18 protein-coding genes and 1 pseudogene are annotated in these 23,121 nt (G+C 69.9%); 13 read left to right on the forward strand and 6 right to left on the reverse strand.

All coding sequences use genetic code 11. From position 1 onward, the window contains the following. Window positions 1-36: 36 nt before the first annotated feature. From ACYVJS_RS01870 to ACYVJS_RS01885, 4 genes and pseudogenes are all read right to left on the reverse strand, one after another. Window positions 37-786 (reverse strand): annotated as a pseudogene (locus ACYVJS_RS01870) (ABC transporter ATP-binding protein); the annotation flags it as partial. After that, window positions 783-1,793, reverse strand: a complete 1,011-nt coding sequence (locus tag ACYVJS_RS01875) for an ABC transporter ATP-binding protein (protein WP_460737232.1) — start codon at window positions 1,791-1,793, stop codon at window positions 783-785. The pseudogene ACYVJS_RS01870 and the gene ACYVJS_RS01875, both read right to left, overlap by 4 nt. After that, complete coding sequence (locus tag ACYVJS_RS01880) at window positions 1,786-2,769, reverse strand: branched-chain amino acid ABC transporter permease (RefSeq protein WP_460737234.1); 984 nt, start codon at window positions 2,767-2,769, stop codon at window positions 1,786-1,788. The genes ACYVJS_RS01875 and ACYVJS_RS01880 overlap by 8 nt, the downstream gene beginning before the upstream one ends. 3 nt (window positions 2,770-2,772) lie before the next feature. After that, window positions 2,773-4,137, reverse strand: coding sequence for a branched-chain amino acid ABC transporter permease (locus ACYVJS_RS01885; protein WP_460737236.1), 1,365 nt, complete (start codon window positions 4,135-4,137; stop codon window positions 2,773-2,775). Window positions 4,138-4,532: 395 nt separating this feature from the next. Between ACYVJS_RS01885 and guaB the strand changes: the two genes are divergently transcribed. Further along, window positions 4,533-6,035, forward strand: coding sequence for an IMP dehydrogenase (gene guaB, locus ACYVJS_RS01890; protein ID WP_460737238.1), 1,503 nt, complete (start codon window positions 4,533-4,535; stop codon window positions 6,033-6,035). A 70-nt stretch (window positions 6,036-6,105) separates the two neighbouring features. Continuing rightward, window positions 6,106-6,771 (forward strand): TMEM175 family protein, encoded by a 666-nt coding sequence (locus ACYVJS_RS01895; protein ID WP_460737240.1) that lies wholly within the window; start codon window positions 6,106-6,108, stop codon window positions 6,769-6,771. An 84-nt stretch (window positions 6,772-6,855) separates the two neighbouring features. On the opposite strand, the gene ACYVJS_RS01900 is transcribed toward ACYVJS_RS01895, so the two are convergent. Continuing rightward, window positions 6,856-8,301 carry a DHA2 family efflux MFS transporter permease subunit gene (locus ACYVJS_RS01900; RefSeq protein WP_460737242.1) on the reverse strand — a complete coding sequence of 482 codons (1,446 nt, stop codon included), beginning with the start codon at window positions 8,299-8,301 and terminating at the stop codon, window positions 6,856-6,858. Window positions 8,302-8,380: 79 nt separating this feature from the next. On the opposite strand from ACYVJS_RS01900, the gene ACYVJS_RS01905 reads away from it, so the two are divergent. Genes ACYVJS_RS01905 through ACYVJS_RS01930 form a run of 6 tightly spaced genes read left to right on the forward strand, consistent with a single transcriptional unit; the run spans window position 8,381 to window position 14,505 of the window. Then, window positions 8,381-8,992, forward strand: coding sequence for a TetR/AcrR family transcriptional regulator (locus ACYVJS_RS01905; protein WP_460737244.1), 612 nt, complete (start codon window positions 8,381-8,383; stop codon window positions 8,990-8,992). Window positions 8,993-9,026: 34 nt separating this feature from the next. After that, a complete protein-coding gene (locus tag ACYVJS_RS01910) occupies window positions 9,027-10,142 on the forward strand; it encodes a GuaB3 family IMP dehydrogenase-related protein (protein WP_460737486.1) in 1,116 nt (371 codons plus the stop codon). Window positions 10,143-10,158: 16 nt separating this feature from the next. Next, complete coding sequence (locus ACYVJS_RS01915; protein WP_460737246.1) at window positions 10,159-10,980, forward strand: SURF1 family protein; 822 nt, start codon at window positions 10,159-10,161, stop codon at window positions 10,978-10,980. A 49-nt stretch (window positions 10,981-11,029) separates the two neighbouring features. Next, window positions 11,030-11,515: a DUF3817 domain-containing protein gene (locus ACYVJS_RS01920; RefSeq protein ID WP_460737248.1), complete on the forward strand. Its 486-nt coding sequence runs from the start codon at window positions 11,030-11,032 to the stop codon at window positions 11,513-11,515. Then, window positions 11,512-13,092 carry a glutamine-hydrolyzing GMP synthase gene (gene guaA, locus ACYVJS_RS01925; RefSeq protein WP_460737250.1) on the forward strand — a complete coding sequence of 527 codons (1,581 nt, stop codon included), beginning with the start codon at window positions 11,512-11,514 and terminating at the stop codon, window positions 13,090-13,092. The genes ACYVJS_RS01920 and guaA overlap by 4 nt, the downstream gene beginning before the upstream one ends. Window positions 13,093-13,140: 48 nt before the next feature. After that, on the forward strand, window positions 13,141-14,505 hold the full coding sequence (locus ACYVJS_RS01930) for a glycosyltransferase (protein ID WP_460737252.1): 1,365 nt from the start codon (window positions 13,141-13,143) through the stop codon (window positions 14,503-14,505). A 227-nt stretch (window positions 14,506-14,732) separates the two neighbouring features. On the opposite strand, the gene ACYVJS_RS01935 is transcribed toward ACYVJS_RS01930, so the two are convergent. Further along, complete coding sequence (locus ACYVJS_RS01935; protein WP_137416242.1) at window positions 14,733-15,644, reverse strand: Bax inhibitor-1/YccA family protein; 912 nt, start codon at window positions 15,642-15,644, stop codon at window positions 14,733-14,735. 165 nt (window positions 15,645-15,809) lie between these two features. Here ACYVJS_RS01935 and ACYVJS_RS01940 point away from each other — a divergent pair, with 165 nt between their 5' ends. From ACYVJS_RS01940 to ACYVJS_RS01960, 5 genes are all read left to right on the forward strand, one after another. After that, window positions 15,810-16,796, forward strand: a complete 987-nt coding sequence (locus ACYVJS_RS01940; RefSeq protein ID WP_460737255.1) for a glycerophosphodiester phosphodiesterase family protein — start codon at window positions 15,810-15,812, stop codon at window positions 16,794-16,796. A gap of 41 nt (window positions 16,797-16,837) precedes the next feature. Beyond that, entirely contained in the window at window positions 16,838-17,785 is a 948-nt protein-coding gene (locus tag ACYVJS_RS01945; RefSeq protein WP_460737257.1) for an ABC transporter ATP-binding protein, read from the forward strand. Continuing rightward, a complete protein-coding gene (locus ACYVJS_RS01950; RefSeq protein WP_460737259.1) occupies window positions 17,782-18,825 on the forward strand; it encodes an ABC transporter permease in 1,044 nt (347 codons plus the stop codon). The genes ACYVJS_RS01945 and ACYVJS_RS01950 overlap by 4 nt, the downstream gene beginning before the upstream one ends. Before the next feature lie 120 nt (window positions 18,826-18,945). Beyond that, window positions 18,946-22,068: a lamin tail domain-containing protein gene (locus ACYVJS_RS01955; protein ID WP_460737261.1), complete on the forward strand. Its 3,123-nt coding sequence runs from the start codon at window positions 18,946-18,948 to the stop codon at window positions 22,066-22,068. Between the two features lie 66 nt (window positions 22,069-22,134). Next, complete coding sequence (locus ACYVJS_RS01960; protein WP_460737263.1) at window positions 22,135-23,100, forward strand: arsenic resistance protein; 966 nt, start codon at window positions 22,135-22,137, stop codon at window positions 23,098-23,100. The last annotated feature ends 21 nt before the right edge of the window (window positions 23,101-23,121 follow it).

The raw sequence follows: 23,121 nt of genomic DNA on the forward strand, positions 1-23,121 counted from the left end.
CGCGGCGGCGACCGGAGCGGCAGCGGATGCGGGGGCGGACTTGTCCGCATCCACGTCGGCTGCGAGCGTGCCCAGGTAGAGCTGGATGACCTTCGGGTCGTTGGCGAGCTCGCGCCCCGTACCCGTGTAGGCGTCGCGTCCCTGGTCGAGCACGTACGCGCGGTCGCAGATCTGCAGGCAGCGGCGCGCGTTCTGCTCGACCATGATCACGCTCACGCCCGCCTTGTTGATGCGGCGGGTGCGGATGAAGGTCTCATCCTGACGGACCGGTGACAGGCCCGCCGAGGGCTCGTCGAGCAGCAGCACGGACGGGTCCATCATGAGCGCACGCGCCATCGCAACGGACTGGCGCTCCCCGCCCGAGAGGGAGCCTGCGCGCTGATCACGCCGGTCGGCGAGCACGGGGAAGATCTCGAAGATCTTGTCGAGCTGCTCCCGGAACTTGCGCGGCTTCTGGTAGATGCCCATCTGCAGGTTCTCCTCGATCGTGAGCGAGGGGAACACGTTGTTCGTCTGCGGCACGAAGCCCACGCCGGTGGAGACCAGCTTGTTGGGCTTCCAGCCGGTGATGTCGGTGCCCTTGAGCGTCACGGACCCGCCGCGGATCGACACCTGGCCGAACACCGCCTTCAGGAACGTCGACTTGCCGGCGCCGTTCGGGCCGATGATGCCGATGAGTTCGCCCGGGTGGGCGACGATGTTCACGCCGTTGAGGATGTTGACCCCCGGCAGGTAGCCGGCGTGCAGGTCCTTCGCGACGAGGACCGGTTCGGTCGCGTTCGTCATGAACGGTGCTCCTTTCCGAGCGCCTCGTCGATCTGCCGCTCGGCGGCCGCGTCGGCGGCCTCCGCCTCGGCCTCGAGCTGTTGGATGACCGACGTGTCGAGCAGCGAGTCGTCGCCGAGGTCGGTGTCGTGGTGCGCGCCGAGGTACGCATCGACGACCGCCTGCTGGTTCATGACCTCGCCCGCGGGACCCTCGGCGACGATGGCGCCCTGCGCCATCACGACGACCCAGTCGGAGATGTGACGCACCATGTGCATGTCGTGCTCGACGAACAGGACGGTGGTGCCGTCGTCGCGCAGGGCCTGGATGTGGCCGAGCAACGACTGCGTCAGGGCGGGGTTCACACCGGCCATGGGCTCGTCGAGCATGATCATCTTCGGGTCGCTCATCAGCGCCCGCGCCATCTCGAGCAGCTTCTTCTGCCCGCCCGAGAGGGAGCCCGCGAGGTCCTCCCGCTTCTCGTACAGCTTGAAGCGCTGCAGGAGATCCATCGCCTTCTCGGTGATCTCCTTCTCCCGCTTGCGCCAGAGCGCGGGGATGAGGGCGACGGCCATGTTCTCGCCGGGCTGGTCGCGCGCGCCGAGCAGCATGTTGTCGAGCACCGTCATACGCGAGAGCGCCTTGGTGAGCTGGAAGGTGCGCACCATGCCGCTGCGGGCGACCTTGGACGCGGCGGTGCTGCCGAGCGTGCGCCCGTCGAACGACCACCTGGCTGCCTTGTCGGACGGCGGGCCGCCGAAGGCGCGCTTCGCGCTCGTCGGCTTGTCGAAGCCGGTGATGAGGTTGAAGAAGGTCGTCTTGCCGGCGCCGTTGGGGCCGATGAGCGCCGTGATGGCGCCGCGCTGGACCTCGAGGTGGTCGACGTCGACGGCGGTCATGCCGCCGAAGCGGCGGATGATGTTGTCGACGACGAGGATGGGATCTGGCTTCGGCGCGCCGGGCGCCTGAGCGACGTGCGACAGGCTCTCCTGTGCGGCCGCCTGGGCCGCCGTGATCGGCTCAGACATTGAAGCTCAGCTCCTTCTTGCTGCCGAGGATGCCCTGTGGTCGGAAGATGACCAGGAGCATCAGCGCGATGCCGATCACGATCCACGAGAACTGATCGGTCTGCTGGGTGGACATGATCGAATCGGGCACGACGATGTCGGTGATGCCCTGGATGAAGATGCGCACCGCGAAGAACAGGATCGAGCCCAGCACGGGTCCGAAGATGGTCGCGGCGCCGCCCAGCAGGAGCGCGGTCCAGATGAAGAACGTTGTCGAGCGTCCCAGCGCGTCCGGCTGGACCGAGGAGGGGAGGACGTAGATGATGCCGGCGAACGCGCCGAGCACACCGCCGAGCACCAGCGCCTGCATCTTGTACGAGTAGGCGCTCTTGCCGAGGCTGCGCACCGCATCCTCGTCCTCGCGGATGCCCTTGAGCACACGACCCCACGGGCTGCGCATCAACAGCCACACCAGAACGAGGAAGACCGCGACCAGCGCCCAGGCCACGAGGCGGATCCACCATCCGCTCACGCCGTTGTTCTCGTACGTGAACCAGAGGATGGTGGTGGAGCCGTCCGGCAGGAACGACAGCTCGTTGAACGGGTCGCGGTAGGTCGCACCGGGGAGACCGTTCGAGCCGCCGGTGATGGGGCCCATGATCGAGGAGCGTCCGACCATGCGGACGATCTCGGCGGCCGAGATCGTCACGATCGCGAGGTAGTCGCCGCGCAGCTTCAGTGTGGGGATACCGAGGATGAGGCTGAAGATGACGACCACGATGATCGCGATCAGCAGCGACGGCCAGAATCCCAGGCCCGCGCCGATCGACACGGCGAATCCGTAGGCACCGAGCAGCATGAAGCCGGCCTGGCCCATGTTGAGCAGGCCCGTATAGCCGAAGTGGATGTTCAGACCGATCGCGGCGATGGCGAAGGCGGCCGTCGCGGGCGAGATGGCGCTTGCCGCCATCTGGGTGAGCAGGTTCAGGAATTCCATGTGTCAGCCCACCCGTTCCTTGCGACCGAACAGACCCTGAGGTCGCACCAGCAGCAGCAGGATCAGCAGCAGCAGGGCGGTCGCGTACTTGAAGTCGCCCGGCAGCCAGATGTTCGTCAACTCGACCGTCATACCGATGATGAGGGCGCCGAAGAGGGCGCCGAAGGCGGTCCCGAGACCGCCGAGGGTCACCGCGGAGAAGAGCAGGAGCAGCAGTTGCATGCCCGTCATCCAGTTGATGCCGTTGAGCACGAGGCCGAGCAGGATGCCGGCGAGGCCCGCCAGCGCCGCGGATGCGGTCCAGATCAGGCGGATCACGCCGTCGACGTTGATGCCGGATGCGGCGGCGAGCGCCGGGTTGTCGCTGACGGCGCGGGTCGCGCGTCCGACGCGGGTCTTGACCAGGAAGAGCCCGACCGCGACGAGGACCACGACCGCGATGCCCATGGCGATCAGCGAGTCCTGACTGAGCGAGACCGGGCCGATCTGCACGGGCTTCGGGTTGGCCATGACGATGCGGACCGTCGATGCGCCGATGAAGAACTGGAACACGTACTGCAGTGCCAGCGACATTCCGATCGTGACGATCATGAGCTGCGTCAGCGACAGCCGCTTCTTGCGCAGCGGTTTCCAGATCGCAAGGTCCTGCGTGTAGCCGAACGCGGCGCACAGGACGATGACGATGAGGCCGGCGAGCCAGATGTTCAGTCCCAGCAGGTTCGCGAAGACGAACGCGAGGAGCCCGCCGAGGGTCACGAGCTCGCCGTGGGCGAAGTTCGAGATGCCGGTCGTGCCGTAGATCAGGGAGAGTCCCACGGCGGCGAGTGCCAGGAGCAGTCCGAGCCGGAGGCCGGATGCCGCCTGCTGAGCGAGGCGGTCCCAATTGAATCCGGTGTCTGCGCTCGCGCCGCCGCCGGAGCTACCACCGCCGTTACCCGTGTCGCCACCCGAGCTCTCGAGCGAGAACAGCGCGGCGGTGTTCGCGCCGAGCGTCACGGTCCGCACCTGCGGTTCGTCGCTTCTCAGGGTGACACCGTCGGGCAGCGTGTCGGCGTCGACCGTCACCGAGTACTCACCGGGCTGCTCGACGCTCAGCGACCAGCGGCCGTCGTCGTCGGTCTCGGTGGAGACGGTGCCGCCCGGGCCGGTGGCCGAGACCACGACTCCCGCTCCGGCGTCGCGCAGCGTGCCGGAGAGGCAGCCGACGGTGGCGCTGGGTGCGCAGACCTCGGTCTGCTTGGCGCTCTCATCGGTGGTCTCGGCGTGAGCCGCAGTGGGGATAAAGGTCAGCAGCGCGACGATGAGCGCGGCGAAGAGGAGAAGAATCCCGGGTAGGGATCGTCTCTCGGTCGCAGTGGTGGAAACCACGGAACCTCCAGTCGGGGACACGCACCCAGGATGCGGTCGGCATCGGCAATGACGACGACGCTACGAGCGTATTGTGTCCGTCGTGTTTCAGCGAGGACACGCCCCGGCCACGATCGCCTCGTCGACGGATTCCGTCACCGGATGCCGTTCGAGCCTATGTAATCCGCAATCGACCATCCTGCCGTCGCTCGCCCCTGTGGAGAGGCCGCAGCTCGCGGACGTGCGCACGCGATAGCGGATGCGGGAACAATCCGCATCCGTGGCCGCTTACAATCGACAGACGACGGGAAGCCCTCGCTCTGGCTGTGATCGGCCGGGGTTCGAGGCCGGCTCCCGCGTCTGACGTCTAAGGCGACCCGCCGCATCCGCGAGTGCCGGCGGGGGAGGAGAGCGCGATGGAAAACCACGACCCGTTCGGCTTCGTCGGACTGACCTACGACGACATCCTGCTGCTTCCCGGGCACACAGATGTCATCCCGAGCGAGGCCGACACGTCATCGCGCGTGACCCGCCGCATCACGGTGGCGACGCCGCTGATCTCGGCCGCGATGGACACGGTCACCGAGGCACGCATGGCGATCGCGATCGCCCGTGAAGGCGGCCTCGGCATCCTGCACCGCAACGCCTCCATCGCCGATCAGGCCGCGATGGTCGACCGCGTCAAGCGCAGTGAGTCGGGCATGATCTCCGACCCCGTCACCACCACCCCGGACGCCACGGTGGAGGAGGTCGACGCACTGTGCGCCCAGTACCGCATCTCGGGCCTGCCCGTCGTCGACGAGGAGGGGCGCCTCGTCGGGATCATCACGAACCGCGACATGCGCTTCGTCTCCGGCTTCGAGCGCCGCACGACCTACGTCCGCGACGTGATGACGAGCGAGAGCCTCATCACCGCTCCGGTCGGCGTCAGCGCCGGTGATGTGATCGCGGCGTTCGCGAAGCACCGGGTCGAGAAGCTGCCCCTCATCGACGAGGAGGGCAAGCTCGCCGGCCTGATCACCATCAAGGACTTCGACAAGAGCGAGAAGTACCCGCTCGCCACGAAGGACGACCAGGGGCGCTTGCGCGTCGGTGCCGCCATCGGCTTCTTCGGCGATGCGTGGGAGCGCGCCGAGGCCCTGCGCGACGCCGGCGTCGACGTGCTCGTCGTCGACACCGCCAACGGGCAGTCGGCGGGCGTTATCGACATGGTGCGCCGCATCAAGGCCGACCCGTCGTTTGCGGACATCGACGTGATCGGCGGCAACGTCGCGACGCGCGAAGGCGCGCAGGCGCTCATCGACGCCGGCGTGGATGCGGTCAAGGTCGGAGTGGGGCCGGGCTCGATCTGCACGACCCGTATCGTCGCGGGTGTCGGCGTGCCGCAGGTGACGGCGATCTGGGAGGCCTTCCAGGCCGCCCGCGAGGCCGGCGTGCCGGTGATCGCGGACGGCGGCCTGCAGTACTCGGGCGACATCGCGAAGGCCCTCGTCGCCGGCGCCGACACCGTGATGCTGGGGTCGCTCCTCGCCGGCACCGACGAGTCCCCGGGCGAGATCGTCTTCCAGGGCGGCAAGCAGTTCAAGCTGTACCGCGGCATGGGCTCGCTGGGCGCGCTGCAGACGCGCGGCAAGAAGACCTCCTACTCCAAGGACCGCTACTTCCAGGCCGACGTCCCCAACGACGACAAGCTGATCCCCGAGGGGATCGAGGGTCAGGTCGCCTACCGGGGTCCGTTGTCCGCCGTGGCCTACCAGCTGGTGGGAGGCCTGCGGCAGTCGATGTTCTACGTCGGTGCGCGCACCGTCGAGGAGCTCAAGGCCAAGGGGCGCTTCGTGCGCATCACCCCGGCAGGACTCAAGGAGTCGCACCCGCACGATGTCCAGATCGTGGTCGAGGCGCCCAACTACAAGCGCTGATCGAGTGCGCTCGAAACGCCGCATCCCGACGGGGTGCGGCGTTTCGCGTCCCGGGGCTACGCTGACGCTCGTGATCCGGCGACGTCAGCACCCCGAGGCCACCGTCTCGACGCGGCGGCTCGAGGCCTACACCGACGGCGTGTTCGCGATCGCGGCGACGCTGCTGGTGCTGGATCTGACGGCGCGCACCTTCGACGGGGTGCGAACCGACGCCGACCTCTGGGTGGCGCTCGTCGGCATGGCGCAGCCGTTCTTCACCTTCTTGGTCAGCTTCCTCATCCTGAGCCTGATGTGGCGGGCGCACGTCGAGCAGTTCGAGCACATCTCCCGCATCGACACCCTCGGCACGTGGATCAACTCGGTGCGCCTGTTCTTCATCGTGCTCGTGCCGTTCACCTCCACGATCAACAACGAGTTCGCTGACCTGGTGCTCGGGCGAATGCTCCTGCCGATCAACTTCCTGCTGGCGATCGGATGCAGCTGGGCCCAGTGGGCGTGGGCGATGCGCACCCACGATCGGTCGATGCCCGACTTGCCGCTCTCCGAGGCCCGCATCCAGGGCGGCGGGGCGCTCAGCGCCCTGATCATCTCCGCCGGCGTGGTCGCCCTGAGCCCCCTGGCCGGCTCGGCGGCGTTCCTGCTGTTCCTCGTCGACGGCCCGCTCACGCGCCTGCTTTCGCGCTCCCGTGCCGCAGGAGAAGGCGGCGCGCCGTCACCGGACGATGCCGCCGCGTGACGGCGTGACCGAACTCCTGCAGCCTCGCCTGATTCCCGGTGTCGGAAGCCGGACGGGCGCAGTTTGCAGGAGTTCGGTCCGCGCTCAGGCGCCGACGCCGACCTCGTCGCGAGCGGATGCGGGAGCGGGTGCGGATGCGGCGGTCGCGGTGCTTGCGTGCGCCGAACGTCCCGCTGGCAGCCACAGTGCCGCGACGGCGGCGATGACCAGCACGGCGGCCCCGACGTAGACGGCGGGCCTGGCCGCATCCACGTACGCGTCGGGCAGGAGCTGACCGCCCGCGCCCACGAAGATCGCGGTCATGACGGCGGTTCCCAGTGCGACGCCGATCTCACGGAGGGTCGAATTGACCCCGGACGCCTTCGCGTGATCGACGAGCCCGAGGGTGGCCAGCAACGCCGTCGCGGACGGGGCGAAGACGAGTCCCATACCGATTCCGGCGAGCAGGAACGGCGCGATGAGCGTGGGGTAGTCGAGCGAGGTGGAGAGCATCGCGGCGATCCACGCGAGGGCCACCGCCTGGAAGGCGAGTCCGGCGACCATGAGCGCCCGCGTGCCGATACGTCCCGAGAACACTCCCGCGAGCGGCGCGATGAACATCGGGGCGATGGTCCAGGGTGTCGTCTGCAGTGCGGCCTCGAGCGGGGTGGATCCCTGCACGACCTGCATGTACTGGATGAGCAGGAAGATCGCGCCGAAGGTGCCGAAGCTGAACGCGAAGCCCACGACGTTCGTCAGCGCGAACGAGCGGTCTCGATAGAGCCGGAGGGGCATGAGGGGAGCCTTCGCGCGCCACTGCCAGACGAGGAAGAACGCGATGAGAGCAGCGGCCACGGCGATCTCGCCGACGACGGATGCGGAGCCCCATCCGTCGTCGTTGCCGCGGACGATCGCGTGCACGAGGGCGAGAACTCCCACGCCCGACACGAGCGTGCCGATCACGTCGATGCGGGCGCGCTCGCCGCGATCGTTGCCGAGTGCGAAGAGGGCGAGGGGGATCGCGACGATGGCCACCGGCACGTTCAGCCAGAAGATGGCCTGCCAGTTCCAGCCCTCCATGACGGCGCCGCCCACGAGCGGCCCCACGGCGACGCCGAGGCCGGAGACCCCGCCCCAGATGCCGATGGCGAGCGGGCGGCGCTGCACAGCCACTCCGCCCGAGAGCAGGGCCAGGGAGAGGGGGAGCACGCCCGCGCCGCCGAAGCCTTGGACGGCCCTGGCGACGATGAGCTGTGTCGGATCCGTGCTGAGGGCGGCGAGCACCGATCCGATCCCGAAGATCGCGATGCCGACGAGGAAGACCGACCGTCGGCCCAGTCGATCGCCGAGGGCGGCGGCGAGCAGGATCGTCGAGGCGAACGCGAGGGTGTAGGCGTTGACGAACCACTGCAGCTGCTCGACGGTTGCGCCGAGCTCTGTGTGCAGGACCGGCAACGCGTTGGTCATGACGAGGTTGTCCAGCGTCGCCATGAACATCGGGAGCGATGTCGCAGCGACGACGAGGGCGAACGGGCGTGAGGGACGTGACATGGAGAGTCGTCCTTTCCTGTTGTAATCGAATGATTACTAAGCTGAGGCGACTGTAGTTATCGACTGATAACATGTCAATATGGCCTCCGGAACGATGACGTCGAAGAAGCGCCTGAGTTCCGACGAGCGCCGGGCCCTGATCCTCACGGCGGCGATCGCCGTGTTCGGCGCCAAGGGGTACGTGGGCACGACGACGGATGACATCGCACGCGCGGCCGACGTCTCGCAGCCCTACGTCGTGCGGCTGTTCGGAACGAAGGAGCAGCTGTTCCTCGCCGCGCTGGACGAGACGCTCCGACTGTTGTTCGAGGCCTTCGAGCGCGCGGCCGGACCGGGTCTGGACGACGAGATCGAGGCCCGGATGGGGCATGAGTACATCGGTCTGCTCAGCGTGCGGGGCCTGCACCAGACCCTCTCGCACGCGTTCCTCCTCGGCTCCCACCCGGTCATCGGTCCGCGGGCGCGCGACGGCTTCGCGCGCGTGTGGGCGTACCTGCGCGACCTCGGCTTCCCGGGGGAGCGGGCGCAGGCGTTCCTCGCGCAGGGGATGATGCTGAACACGATGATCGGGCTCCGACTCGCCGATGCGGCCGAGGTCGACCCGCGGATCACGGACCTGTTCGGGGCCTGCTTCCCCACGGAGAAGGCGACCGTGCTCGCCCTCGCCCCGCGCGTGGACGAGCCGTGGTGAGGTCCGCAGTGGCGGCTAGGCTGGAGGGGTGAGCATGGACATCGAGATCGGCCGCGCCAAGCGGGCCCGGCGCGCATTCACCTTCGACGACATCGCCGTGGTGCCGTCGCGCCGCACGCGCAACCCCGAGGACGTCTCGACCTCGTGGACGATCGACGCCTTCTCCTTCGACATCCCGGTGCTCGGTGCTCCCATGGACTCGGTCGTGAGCCCCCGCACCGCGATCATGCTCGGCCAGCTCGGCGGGCTCGGTGTGCTCGATCTCGAAGGTCTGTGGACGCGCTACGACGACCCGGAGCCCCTGCTGGCCGAGATCGCGACGCTCTCCTCCGTCGATGCGACGCGCCGGATGCAGGAGCTGTACGCCGAGCCGATCAAGCCCGAGCTCGTGCGCGACCGCCTGGCGGAGATCCGCGCCGCGGGCGTGACGGTGGCGGGGTCGCTGACTCCGCAGCGCACGCAGGATCTCTACGAGACCGTCGTCGCCGCTGGCGTCGACCTCTTCGTCATCCGCGGCACGACCGTCTCGGCCGAGCACGTCTCCTCCGTGGACCAGCCGCTGAACCTCAAGAAGTTCATCTACGACCTCGACGTCCCTGTCATCGTGGGAGGCGCGGCCACATACACCGCGGCGCTGCACCTCATGCGCACGGGCGCGGCCGGCGTGCTGGTCGGCTTCGGCGGGGGAGCGGCCTCGACAACGCGCGCGACGCTCGGCATCCACGCGCCGATGGCCACCGCGGTCTCCGACGTCGCCGGCGCGCGCCGCGACTACCTGGACGAGTCCGGCGGCCGCTATGTCCACGTGATCGCCGACGGCGGGGTGGGCACGTCGGGCGACATCGTCAAGGCGCTCGCGATGGGTGCCGACGCGGTCATGCTGGGCGTCGCGCTCGCGCGCGCGACCGATGCGCCGGGCCAGGGCTTCCACTGGGGACCGGAGGCCCACCACCCGAAGCTCCCGCGCGGCAACCGCGTGAAGGTCGACCAGGTCGCCTCGCTCGAAGAGGTGCTGTACGGGCCGGCTCCCGTCGCCGACGGCACCGCGAACCTCATCGGGGCCCTCCGCAAGTCGATGGCCACCACGGGATACTCCGACCTCAAGGAGTTCCAGCGCGTCGAGGTCGTCGTCGCTCCCTACGGGCGCTGAGGTCGGCCGTTCCCTCGTGACTTCCCCCGCATCCGACGACCTTCCCGAGGTCTTCCCCCCGACCCTGCGCGAGGTCATGCTGCGCGGCCGGTGGATCGCGATGCTCTTGCTGTGCCTGGCCGTCGCGGCGGTGTTCGCGTGGCTCGGCCAGTGGCAGCTCGCGCGGGCGATCGACACGGCTCCGCGGGAAGAGGGCGCGACCGAGCAGGTCATGCCGATCGCGGACGTCGCGGTTCCGGGGGAGTATCTGACCGATCCGCTCATCGGTCAGCGCGTCGAGGTTAGCGGCACGCTCGTGCCCAGCGACTTCATCGTCGTCGCCTCGCGGTACAACGGCGGAGTCGAGGGGTACTGGGTCACCGCCCACCTGCGCGCGGTCGACCCGGATGCGTCGCTCGCGGTGGCCGTGGGCTGGGCGGCCTCGAGGGACGACGCGGATGCGGCCGCCGATGCGCTGGCGGGGAGCACCGACCCGAACGAGGCCGTGACCCTCACCGGACGCATCGTCGCCGATGAAGGTCCCGTGCCGCCGCCCAAGAGCGATCCGTGGGAGATCACGCGGATGTCGCCCGCCGCGCTGCTGAGCCGGTGGCAGGACATCGGCGACGCCGACGTCTACCGTCAGTTCGTCGTGGCGGACGACCCGATGGGCGGCCTGACCGACATCGATTCGCCCGCGCCGGATGCGGGATCCTCGGTCAACTGGCTCAACATCTTCTACGCCGCCGAATGGGTGATCTTCGCCGGCTTCGCGTTCTACCTCTGGTACCGCCTCGCGAAGGATGCGTGGGAGAAGGAGCTCGAAGAGCTCGCTGACGCCCAGACCGTCGACGCCTGAGCTCCCGCCCGCCGGGCGGCGCCCCTGCCGCACGACTAGACTGGGGTCCATGCCCGCCCCGAAACTCGCCACCTTCCCGGCGATCCGCAAGGCGCTGCGGTTCTACCAGATCTGCTCCGTGATCACCGGTGTCGGCCTGCTGCTGCTGGTCGCCGAGATGATCCTGAAGTACACGCCGTCGCTCGCGGTCGAGCTGTTCCTCGGCGGATCGGGTGGATTCCTCTGGTTCGCGCCGGTCGTGCCGGGCCCCGAGGGCGACCTGATCTCCACCGGCGACGGCGTCAATCTGTCGCTGGGCATCCTCATCGTGCACGGCTGGTTCTACGTCGTCTACCTCATCGCCTGCTTCCGCGTGTGGAGCCTCATGCGGTGGCCGCTCTGGCGTCTGCTGCTGCTCGCCGCGGGCGGTGTCGTGCCCTTCCTCTCCTTCGTCATGGAGGCGATCGTCGCCCGTGACGTCAAGCGCTACCTCGCGGTCCGTGAAGCCGCCGAGGCTCATCCCGCATCCGCCGACGCGACAGAGAGCAGCCGTTGACCGAGCAGACCGATACCTCCCAGCGCCCCGTCCTGGTCGTCGACTTCGGCGCCCAGTACGCGCAGTTGATCGCCCGCCGCGTTCGCGAAGCCGGCGTCTACAGCGAGATCGTGCCGCACACCGCATCCGCCGCCGATATCGCGGCGAAGAACCCGGTGGGCATCATCCTCTCCGGTGGGCCGTCGTCGGTGTACGAGGACGGCGCGCCCGCGCTCGACACGGAGGTCTTCGACCTCGGTGTGCCCACCCTCGGCATCTGCTACGGCTTCCAGGTCATGGCGCAGGCACTCGGCGGCGAGGTCGCGAACACGGGCCTGCGCGAGTACGGCGCCACCGACGCGACGATCGTGACCGAGGGCACACTGCTCGAGGGCACCCCGGCCGAGCAGAACGTGTGGATGAGCCACGGCGACCAGGTCTCCCGTGCGCCCAAGGGCTTCGACGTGCTCGCGCGCACCGCGGCGACGCCGGTCGCCGCCTTCGCGAACGACGCGCGCCGCTTCTACGGCGTGCAGTGGCACCCCGAGGTCAAGCACTCCGACTACGGCCAGACGGTGCTCGAGAACTTCCTCCACAAGGCCGCGGGCCTGGGGGCCGACTGGAACAGCGGCAATGTCATCGCCGAGCAGGTCGAGAAGATCCGCGCGCAGGTCGGCGAGGGCCGCGTGATCTCGGCGCTGTCCGGCGGCGTCGACTCCGCCGTGTCCACGGCGCTCGTGCACAAGGCCGTGGGCGACAAGCTCACGGCGATCTTCGTCGACCACGGACTTCTGCGTAAGGGCGAGCGGGAGCAGGTCGAGAACGACTACGTCGCCTCGACGGGCGTGCGCCTGATCACCATCGATGCGCGCGAGCAGTTCCTCTCCGCCCTCGAGGGCGTGAGCGACCCCGAGCAGAAGCGGAAGATCATCGGACGCGAGTTCATCCGCGCCTTCGAGGCCGCGGAGCGGGACCTCGTCGCCGAGGCCGCCGCCGACGGTGAGCCGATCCGCTTCCTGGTGCAGGGCACGCTCTACCCCGACGTCGTGGAGTCGGGCGGCGGTGCGGGCACGGCGAACATCAAGAGCCACCACAACGTGGGCGGACTGCCGGAAGACCTGCAGTTCGAGCTCATCGAGCCGCTGCGCACCCTGTTCAAGGACGAGGTGCGCCAGATCGGTCGCGATCTCGGACTTCCGGAGGCGATCGTGGCACGCCAGCCCTTTCCGGGCCCCGGCCTCGGCATCCGCATCGTGGGTGAGGTCACCGCTGACCGCCTCGAGATTCTGCGGGACGCCGACGCCATCGCGCGTGCGGAGCTGACCAAGGCGGGCCTCGACGGCGAGATCTGGCAGTGCCCGGTCGTGCTGCTCGCGGATGTGCGCTCGGTCGGTGTGCAGGGCGACGGACGCACGTACGGGCATCCCATCGTGCTGCGCCCCGTCTCCAGTGAGGACGCCATGACGGCGGACTGGACCCGTCTGCCGTACGACGTCCTGTCGAAGATCTCCAACCGGATCACGAACGAGGTGCGCGACGTGAACCGCGTGGTTCTCGACGTCACGTCGAAGCCCCCGGGGACCATCGAGTGGGAGTGAGCTCGGGGGCGGTCTCTCCCTCGAGGTATGGAGAGAAGTGATCGCCTCGTGAGCGACGCGATCGACGGGCGCACCCTCGAGCGGGAGACGCTCGAGGACGTGAGGGTGCTCGTGCTCACCTCGCGGCTCGTCCCGGGACTCGACGGCGGCTACACGGTCGCGACGCTCCAACGGGCGCGCCTGCTCGCCGACGCGGGGGCCCGGGTTCGCCTGCTCAGCGTCGACCCCGGCACTCCGGGTGAGCACGCCGCACACCGCGCGGCCTTCGTCGCCGCCGACGCCGCCGCATCCGTCGATGCGTTCCGCAACCTCTTCGACGACGCGGCGGCCGATCCCCGCTGGCTGATCGCCGCCGCGACACCGGGTGAGGCCACCCCGGGTGTCGCGTACCGCGAGATCCCGGATGCGGTGGGCCGGCCTCTGCTCGCGCTGCCGGTGATCCCCGGCGACCCCGACTGGCACCTGACGAAGGCCGCGGTCGTCGTGCACGCACCCGGCGGCGACCGCATCCTGCCCGGCTTCGGCGGTCTGTACCGCGCGTGGCTCGATCACGTCGTCGCCGCTCTCGCGCAGCCGGTCGTCCTCTTCTGCGAGTCGCGGCAGCTCGGCGAGCTGCTGGCTGAGGACCCGCCGCGCGGCGTGAGGATCGTGCACACGATCCACACCACGCACCTCTCGGCGCCTTATGCGCCGGACGCGCCGGTCAACGATCTCTGGCGCCGATGGTTCGCCGTCGCCGACCGTTTCGATGCGGTCCTGTGGCCAACCGCGCAGCAGCGCGCCGACGCCGAAGACCGGTTCGGTCCGCATCCGGGGGCGACCGTGCTGCCGAACGCTGCGCCCGTCGCCGTCGACGAGGCGGCACCGACCGACCCGCACCGCGTCGTGATGCTCGGGCGCCTCGCACCGGGCAAGCGCATCGATCACGCGATCCGGGCGTGGAGCCGCGTGGTCGCCGCCGTGCCCGATGCGCGGCTCGAGATCTGGGGGGACGGTGCGCTGCGCGACGATCTGCAGCGCCTGATCGACGAGCGCGGGCTCGCCGCATCCGTCTCGCTCGAGGGGCGCAGCGAGGCGGGGCCCGCGCTCTTCGACGGCGCGGCGCTCATGCTGCAGACGACCGCGTTCGAGGGGCAGGGGCTCGCGGCGCTCGAGGCCATGAGCCGCGGTGTTCCGGTCGTCTCGTACGACGTGCGCTACGGTCCCCGTGACCAGCTCGGCACCGGCGGTGGCGTCCTCGTTGTGGACGGCGATGAGGACGCGTTGGCGGATGCGGTCATCCGGTTACTGCGCGATCCCGCGGCGCGCGGGCGCGCGGCGCGGATCGCACTCGATCGCGCCGCCGACTTCGCGCCCTCCCGCATCCGCGACGCCCTCGCCAGCCTCGTCCGCCACATCCTCGCCCCGCGCTGATCGGCCCCGGTCGCGGCGCCCTCCGCGGGCTGCTACGGGTGATCGCCCGTTCCCCTGTCATAGATCGATGCGGGAGACGCGATCTGTGACAGGCGAAGGTTCCCTGGCCGGGGCGGGCCGGGCCGGGCCGGGCCGGGCCAGGCCGGGCCGGGCCGGGAGGGCGGGGGAGCCCCGCCCTCAACGACGAAGGGCCGCCCCGAGGGGCGGCCCTTCGATGCGCGGAAGCGCTAGTTGTTGCCTCGGAGGATCGCGATCATGCGCAGGATCTCCAGGTACAGCCAGACGACCGTCACCATGATGCCGAAGCCGCCCATCCAGGCGAACTGGCGGGGAGCGCCGTTGCGCACGCCCTGCTGGATCGAGTCGAAGTCGAGCACCAGCGAGTACGCGGCGAGGATCACGACGAACACGCCCAGGATCAGGCCGAGCGGCACGCCGAAGATGAGCTGGCTGCGCAGGCCGAACATCTGGCCGGCGGGGAAGACGCCGAAGAGCATCAGCACGACGTTCAGCAGGCTGAACACCAGGTAGCCGACCATCGCGATGAGGAAGATCTTCGTGGCGCGCTTGGAGGCGCGGATCTTGCCGCTCGCGAAGAGAGCGAGGGTGACACCGACGACGGCCACGGTGGCGAGGGTGGCCTGGATGACGATGCCGGGCCACTGCACCTCGAAGAACGCGGAGATGGCGCCGACGAAGATGCCCTCGAACGCGGCGTAGGCGAAGATGAGCGCGGGGCGCACTTTCTTGCGCGAACCGAAGATCACGACGAGCGAGAGCACGAAGCCGACGAGGGCTCCGATGATCATCGGCGCGACGACGAGGGTCGTGGCCTCACGCGGCAGCAGCGTGCCGCCGAGAGTGACGAACCAGCCGGCGACGGCGCCGATCAGGAGCACGGCGAACAGCGCCGCAGTCTTGTGGACGGTGTCCTCGACCGTCATGCGGCCGGTGTCGGCGGCCCCAGCCGGCGGAGCGGCGAATGCGCCCTCGAGGCCGGCCTGCTGACCGGGCGTCACCGTCGACGCGGGCGGCGGCGTGAGGCCGATGCCTGCCGCGTTCGAGCCGCCGGGATAGCTCTTGACGGCGCGGGGGTCTTGGAATGCAGGATTGTTGAACGCGGGGTTGGACGAAGCCATCGGCAGGGTCACACTCCAGAGTCAGGTGGCGGCACGGTGCCGCAGACCCCACGATATCCCAGTGTTTCCGCGGGTGGGGAGGGTATCGCTGTGAGTGAACTTTGAGCCGGTCACGAGCACGCCGCTCGGCGGATGCGCCGACCGGATGCGGTTAGCCTGGGCGCGATGCCTCCTCTCGTGATCGGTCACCGCGGTGCCCCCGGCTATCTGCCGGAGCACACGCGTTCGTCGTACGAACTCGCCATCGCCCAGGGGGTCGACGCGCTGGAGCCGGATGTGGTCGCCACGCGGGACGGCGTGCTCGTGATCCGCCACGAGAACGAGATCTCCGACACGACCGACGTCGCCGATCGGGCGGAGTTCGCGCACCTCAGACGGACGAAGCAGTTCGCCGGGCACACGATGACCGGATGGTTCACGGAGGACTTCACCTGGGCCGAGCTGTCGACCCTGCGCTGCCGGGAGCGGCTGCCCCTCATCCGGCCGCAGAGCGCCACCCATGACGACACCGAGCCGATCCTGCGGCTGGTCGATCTGCTGGAGATCATCGCCGCCGCACCCCGCCGGATCGGTCTCGTGCTCGAGGTGAAGCACGCCGCCTACTTCGCAGCGATCGGGCTCGATCTGGTCCCGTTGCTCGAACAGGATCTGAAGAAGGCGGGGTGGCTGGATGCGGGTGCCCCGCTGACCTTCGAGTCCTTCGAGCCCACCGTGCTCACAACGCTGCGAGAACGCGGCGTTCCCGGCACCTACATCCACCTGATCGAAGCCGAGGGCTCACCCGTCGACCTGCTCGTCGCCCTCGGCGCGGACGCACCGACGTATCGCGAGATCGTCTCGCCGCGAGGCCTCGACGCGCTCGTTGGCAGGTTCGACGGCGTCAGCCTCGACAAGAAGTTGATTCTCGTGCCCAACGCCCTGGGGCGGATCACGCGTCCGGCGCCGGTGGTCGCCGAGGCGCAGCAGCGCGGCCTCCAGGTGTTCACCTGGACCGCCCGACCGGAGAACCGGTTCCTGTCGCGGCAGTTCCGCGTCGGCGGCGAACCGGCGCGTTTCGGTGACTACGAGGGCGAGTGGGAGTTGCTTCGCCAGGCGGGGCTCGACGGGGTCTTCGTCGATCACGCCGATCTCGGAGTCGCCTTCTTTCGCTGACACGCGTGCGTGCGGCACCGCCCGCCGCCTAGTGTCGGAGCATGACCTCGACCGGCATCGTCGCGAGTGACGTCACCCGTTCGTTCGGCTCCGTGCAGGCGGTGAGGGGTGCGACGTTCGTCGCCGAGCCGGGGCGCGTGACCGGGCTCGTAGGGCCCAACGGAGCCGGCAAGACCACGCTTCTGCTCATGCTCGCGTCGCTGTTGCGTCCCGATTCCGGCGCGATCAGCATCCATGGCATCGATCCTGTCGAGGATCCTGCCGCGGCGCGCAGCATCCTCGGCTGGATGCCGGACGCCCTCGGTGCGTGGGGCGCGCTGACAGCGCGGGAGACGCTCGTCATGACCGGGCGCCTCTACGGGATGACCAAGACGGATGCGGGCGCGCGCGCCGACGCGCTCCTGGACCATGTCGGCCTCGGGCCGCTTGCGGGCGCCCCGGCTCGGGTGCTCTCGCGGGGCCAGAAGCAGCGGCTCGGCCTCGCTCGCGCCCTGGTGCACGACCCGCAGGTGCTGCTCCTGGACGAGCCGGCATCCGGACTCGATCCGCAGGCGCGCATCGATTTGCGCCGGCTGCTGCGCGGTTTCGCCGCTGCGGGGCGCACCGTCCTCGTCTCCAGCCACGTGCTCGCCGAACTCGAGGAACTGGTCGACGACGCCGTCTTCCTCCGCGACGGCACGTCCGTCTCTGCTCCGACCGCATCGGCGGCGGTGCGCCCCTGGCGCCTGCGCGTCTGGGGAGAGCCGCCGACCCCCGTCGCCTTCGCCGCGGCACTCGGTCGCCGACCGCAGGACGTCGGCCGGGATCGGGACGCGTTCGTCCTCGGCTTCGCCGGCGAGGAGGACGCCGCCCTGGGGCTCCGGGCGATCCTGGATGCCGGCATCGCCGTGACCGAGTTCGCCCCGGCCGTCGGTCGTCTCGAGCAGGCCTTCATGGATCTCTCCGATCCGGCGAGTGCTCGCTCCGCATCCGAGGAGGAGGGCGCATGAACGCATCGAGACTGTGGACGATCACCGTCCTGGAACTGACCCAGCGAGTGCGGTCGGTGGCCTGGTACGTGCTGCTCGGCGTCTTCGCCGTCATCCTGCTGGGCGTGACGGTGCTCTCCTTCCTCGCCTTCGGGATGTGGTCGGGCACCGAGGGACCCGGAGGTGCGATCTACTCGGTCATCGTCTACATGGTCATGCTCCTGGTGCTCCTGGTCGCCCCGACGGTCGCGGGCAACGCCGTGAACGGCGACCGGGAATCGGCGACCCTCGCGGCCGTCCAGGTGACGCGGGCCACCACGGCCGAGATCGTGTTCGGGAAGCTCCTCGCCGCCTGGATCACCGGTCTCGCATTCCTGGCCGTCGCCGTCCCGTTCCTGATCGCGGCGACGGTTGCCGGCGGTGTCGCACCGGTCTCGCTCGTGGTCTCGCTGCTCGTGCTCATCCTGGAGATCGGCATCTTCGCCGCGATCGGCGTGGGGCTCAGCGCGTTGCTGGCTCGCCCCCTGTTCTCGGTCGCATCGACCTACCTGGTCATGGCCGCCTTCGTGGTGGGCACGCTCATCGTGTTCGGCCTCGGCGGCATCGCGACGCGCACCGAGGTGACGACCTCGTCCCGATGGGGCATGGAGTACGACATGAGCGGCGGGGTCGTCTCGTGCAGCCCGTGGGAGACCTACACGACCGAGGTGCCGCGCTTCGATCGGGTGTGGTGGGCGCTCGCCGCCAACCCGTTCGTCGTGATCGCCGATGCGACCCCGACGGTCTACGACCGCAACGGGTATCCGCAAGACCTCTTCGGGCAGATCGCCTCGGGCGTGCGGCTGGCGCAGATCCCGCCGCGGACCGAGGTGCGAAACGACGGCTGCGAGAACCCGGAGATGTCCTACCCGAGCACCCAGGAGCAGACGGCGGGGCTCGCGCCCAGCTGGTTCGTGGGGCTCGGCGTGCAGCTGGTCGTCGCGGGCTTGCTGTTCTGGGGCGGCTACCGCCGCACACGGACGCCGGCTCGGTCGCTGCCGCCGGGCACGCGCGTCGCCTGAGCTGCGCGCGTGCCAGGGCAAGTGGACACCCCGTGTTCACCGGCTCGTCGCCGACCGTGCGCTCTGGCGCCATCTGCTCTCGATGACCTGGAGTGACCCGCACCCTGCCCCAGGAGAGCCATGTCCCGCCTGTCCCCACTCCTCGCCGCGGCCGCGGTCGGCGCGCTCGCCGCGACCGTCCTGATCGCCGCGCCGTCCGCCGCCGTCGCCGCCGAAGCAGGCATCCGCATCAACGAGGTCGAGTCCGACGGCGGAACGCCGGGCGACTGGATCGAGTTCTTCAACGCCGGTTCGACGGTCGTCGAGCTCGACGGCTGGAGCGTCAAGGACAACAAGGACGAGAACGTCTGGGTGATCCCGACGGGAACGAGCCTGGCGCCCGGAGCATTCCTCGTCATCGACGAGCTCAAGGGCGGCGCCGGCCAGTTCGACTTCGGGCTCGGGAAGGACGACGCGGTGCGTCTGTTCGACGCGACGGGAGCCCTCGTCGACGAACGGGCGTGGAGCAGCCATGCGCCCACGACATACGGGGTCCTCTCGTCGGGGTGGGGCGTCACGGCGCAGCCGACCAAGGGTGCCGCCAACGACGTCGAGGTACCGGTGACCCCCGGCTCCGTTCGGCTGAGCGAGGTGGACTCGTCGCCGGCCGACTGGGTGGAACTCGCCAACGCGGGCGAAAGAGCCCTCGACATCTCCGGCTATGAGCTGCGCGACAACTCCGACGATCACAGCTGGCGTTTCGCACCCGGAACCGTGATCGCGGCCGGACAGTTCGCCGTGGTGGACGCGGACACCGTCGGTGTGGTCGGCGGGGTTGCCGCGGCCTTCGGCACAGCGATCGGGATCGGCAGCACCGACGAGATCCGTCTGTTCGACCCCGCCGGGTCACTCGTCGATCGCACCGGGGCATGGCAGGGACACGCAGCGCTGAACGGCTCGGAGGCGGATGCGACCCTGGCCCGCTGCGCCGGCGGCGACACAGACTTCGTGCTCGCACACCCGACTCCGGGCGCGGCCAACTCCTGCGTCATGCCGGATGTGGCGATCAACGAGATCGAGTCGAACGGCGACGCGACCGACTGGGTCGAGATCATCAACCATGCGGCGTCGCCGGTCGACATCTCGGGCTGGAGTGTCATGGACAACGACCCGGTCGGGCACGCCGGCGAGGCGACGCCGCTGCCGGCGGGCACGGTGCTGGCCGCAGGCGCACGGTTCGTCTTCGACGGTGGCCGCGACTTCGTCTTCGGGCTCGGCAACGGCGACACGGTGACGCTGCGGGACGCCTCCGGGCTCACGGTCGACGAGCACGTGTACACCGCGCACGCCGACGGTGTGCTCGCGCGTTGCCCCGAGGGCACAGGGGACTTCGTCGACGTCTCGACCTCGACCAAGGGGGCGCCCAACGCATGCGGCAACCCGGTGCGCATCAACGAGGTGGAGTCGGACGGCGGCGCGCCGGATGACTGGATCGAGCTCGTCAACCCGACCGATGCACCGCTCGACGTGAGCGGGATCGTCGTGAAGGATGACGACGATGCCCACGCGTATGCGCTGCCTGCAGGACGCTCGATCGCCGCGGGGGGCTACCTCGTGATCGACCGCGAGCAGCTCGGCTTCGGTCTGGGCGGCGGCGACCGGGTGCGCCTGTTCGACGGCGCCGCACTCATCGACGAGACGAGCTGGGGAGCTGGGCACGCCGCGACCACCTGGGGACGCTGCCCCGATGCGACGGGCGCCTTCGCCACCACATCCGAGCCCACGAAGGGGGCGGCGAACCTGTGCCCCGGTGCGCTTCCTGTCGGAGCGTGGCCCGGCTCCACGGAGGTCCGCGTGCTGGATCCCGCCCCGACCTTCCTCGAGGACAGCTCCGGCCTCGACGTCCAGGACACTGCCGACGGGGCGTTCCTCTGGGCCGTCGACAACGGCACCGGCACGTTCTGGAAGCTCGCGATCGCGGCCGACGGCACCACGTCGTTCGCGCCCGGCTGGGATCAGGGCAAGCGGGCACGATTCATCGCGGATGCCGGCTCGCCCGAGAAGGCGGGCCCCGATGCCGAGGGCATCACGGTCGACGGATCGGGACGGGTCTTCCTCGCTTCCGAGCGCGACAACGCGGCCAAGGGCGTCAACCGAAACACGATCCTGCAGGTCGATCCCGCAGCGCCCGGGCCGGATGTGGTCGCGAGTGCGCAGTGGGAGCTCAACGACGTGGTCCCGGGCCTGGGCGCCGTGGCCGCGAACGTCGGGCTCGAGGCCGTGGAGTGGGTGTCGGACGATGACCTCGCGGGCACCCTCGTCAGCACGACAGGTGTCGCCTATGATCCCGCGCTGTACCCCGGGCACGGCGACGGGTTGTTCTTCGTCGCCGTCGAGGACACCGGGCTCGTGCACGCGCTCGCGCTGCTGCCCGGGGGTGAGGCCCGCCTCGTGGCGACGCTCGACCCGGGCCTGCCGGGCGTCATGGCGCTCGACTATGACACCGTGCTCGGCATGCTGTGGGCCGTCTGCGACAACGGCTGTGGCGGCACCGCAGCGCAGATCACGCTCAACGGGACGGCTTCGCCGTCGGTGGCGCACGTGGCCCGCCCTGCGGGCATGCCGGATCTGAACAACGAGGGTTTCGCGACAGCCCCGGCATCCCTCTCTCTCGGCGGCATGCGGCCGGCGTACTGGTTCGCCGACGGATTCGCAGCCGAGGCGCTGCGCATGGGCTCGCTCCCGGGCGGCCTCGACCCGACCGAGCCGGGCAATCCGGGGACCGAGCCGGGTGGCCCGGGCACGCAGCCGGGTCTTCCGGGAACGGGTGGCGGCTCGCCGGGCGTCGGCGTCACGCCTCTCCCCGGTGACGCGCTTTCGCCCGCCAACCGTGGCGGCGTGAGTGCCCCGGAGCGCGTCGAGCGCGGCGCGACGGTGACCGTGTCGGTGGGTGCCCGGCATGCGGGCGCCGCGGTCGAGGTGTGGCTGTACTCCACCCCGCAGCGGATCACCGCGGGCACGGTGGATGCGGCGGGCGCCGTCCGCGCGCGCATCCCCGCCGACACGCCGCTCGGCGACCACCGCCTTGTCGTCTACGCGGCGGACGGCACTCTGATCGGCTGGGCTCCGGTGCGCATCGTGGCAGCGGGCACGCTCGCGGCGACCGGAACCGAAGCGCCGTACGGCGGCCTCGGTGCCGCCGTCGCGCTCACGCTGCTGGGGGCGGCTGCGCTCGCCTTGCGCTCGCGCCGCCGCACAAACTGAGCATGGCGGCGGCCCGCCGCTCGGTCTCTGATCGAGGACGTCGCCGCCATGCGGCAGGCTGGTCTCGTGCGCGGGTGGACTGAGTGGGCGGAACGCCATCAGGTCGCGCTCTATCTCGCGGCGATCGCGGTCGGCACCGTCGTCGGGCTGACCGCGCCCGCGAGCGCGCCGGTGCTCGAAGCGGCCATCACACCCGCACTGGGCGCGCTGCTGTACGCCACGTTCCTCGCGGTGCCCTTCGCGCGCATCGGGCAGGCGCTGCGCGACGGTCGCTTCCTGGCGGCGGTGCTCCTCCTGAACTTCGTGCTCGTACCGATCGTCGTCTTCGTCCTATCTCGCGTCGTGGCGCACGATGCGGCTCTGCTCGCGGGCGTGCTGCTCGTGCTGCTGACGCCGTGCGTGGACTACGTGATCGTGTTCGCCCACCTGGCCGGCGGGGCGCGGGAACGCCTGCTCGCGGCGACACCTCTGCTCATGCTCGCCCAGCTCGTGCTGCTGCCCGGCTATCTCTGGATCATGGCGGGTCCCGAGCTGGTCGGCGGGATCGAGCCGGGGCCGTTCATCGAGGCGTTCGGGCTGCTCATCGTCCTGCCGCTCGCGCTCGCCGCCGTCTCCCAGCTGCTCGCGCGCCGTCTGCGCTCGGTCCGCGTCCTCGAGGCCGGAGTGCTCGGCGCGATGGTCCCGCTGATGATGCTCGTGCTCGCGGTCGTCGTGGGCTCGCAGGTGCATGCCGTGGGGGAGCGCCTCGCCGGCCTCGCGGTCCTCGTGCCCCTGTTCGTCGCGTTCGCCGCCATCGCCGCCGTCCTGGGGCTGCTCGTGGCGAAGATCGCTCGGATGCGGCGCCCCGAACGGATCGCGACGGTGTTCAGCGGGGTGACGCGCAACTCCCTCGTGGTCCTTCCGCTCGCGCTGGCCTTGCCCGCATCCCTCTCGCTCGCGCCGTTGGTCGTTGTGACGCAGACCCTCGTCGAGCTCGTCGTGATGGTCGTGCTCGTCGCGCTGTTGCGGCCGAGGTCGGCTCGCGCACGATGATCGCGACGGATTTCGCACGGT

The organism is Microbacterium neimengense, assembly GCF_054782995.1.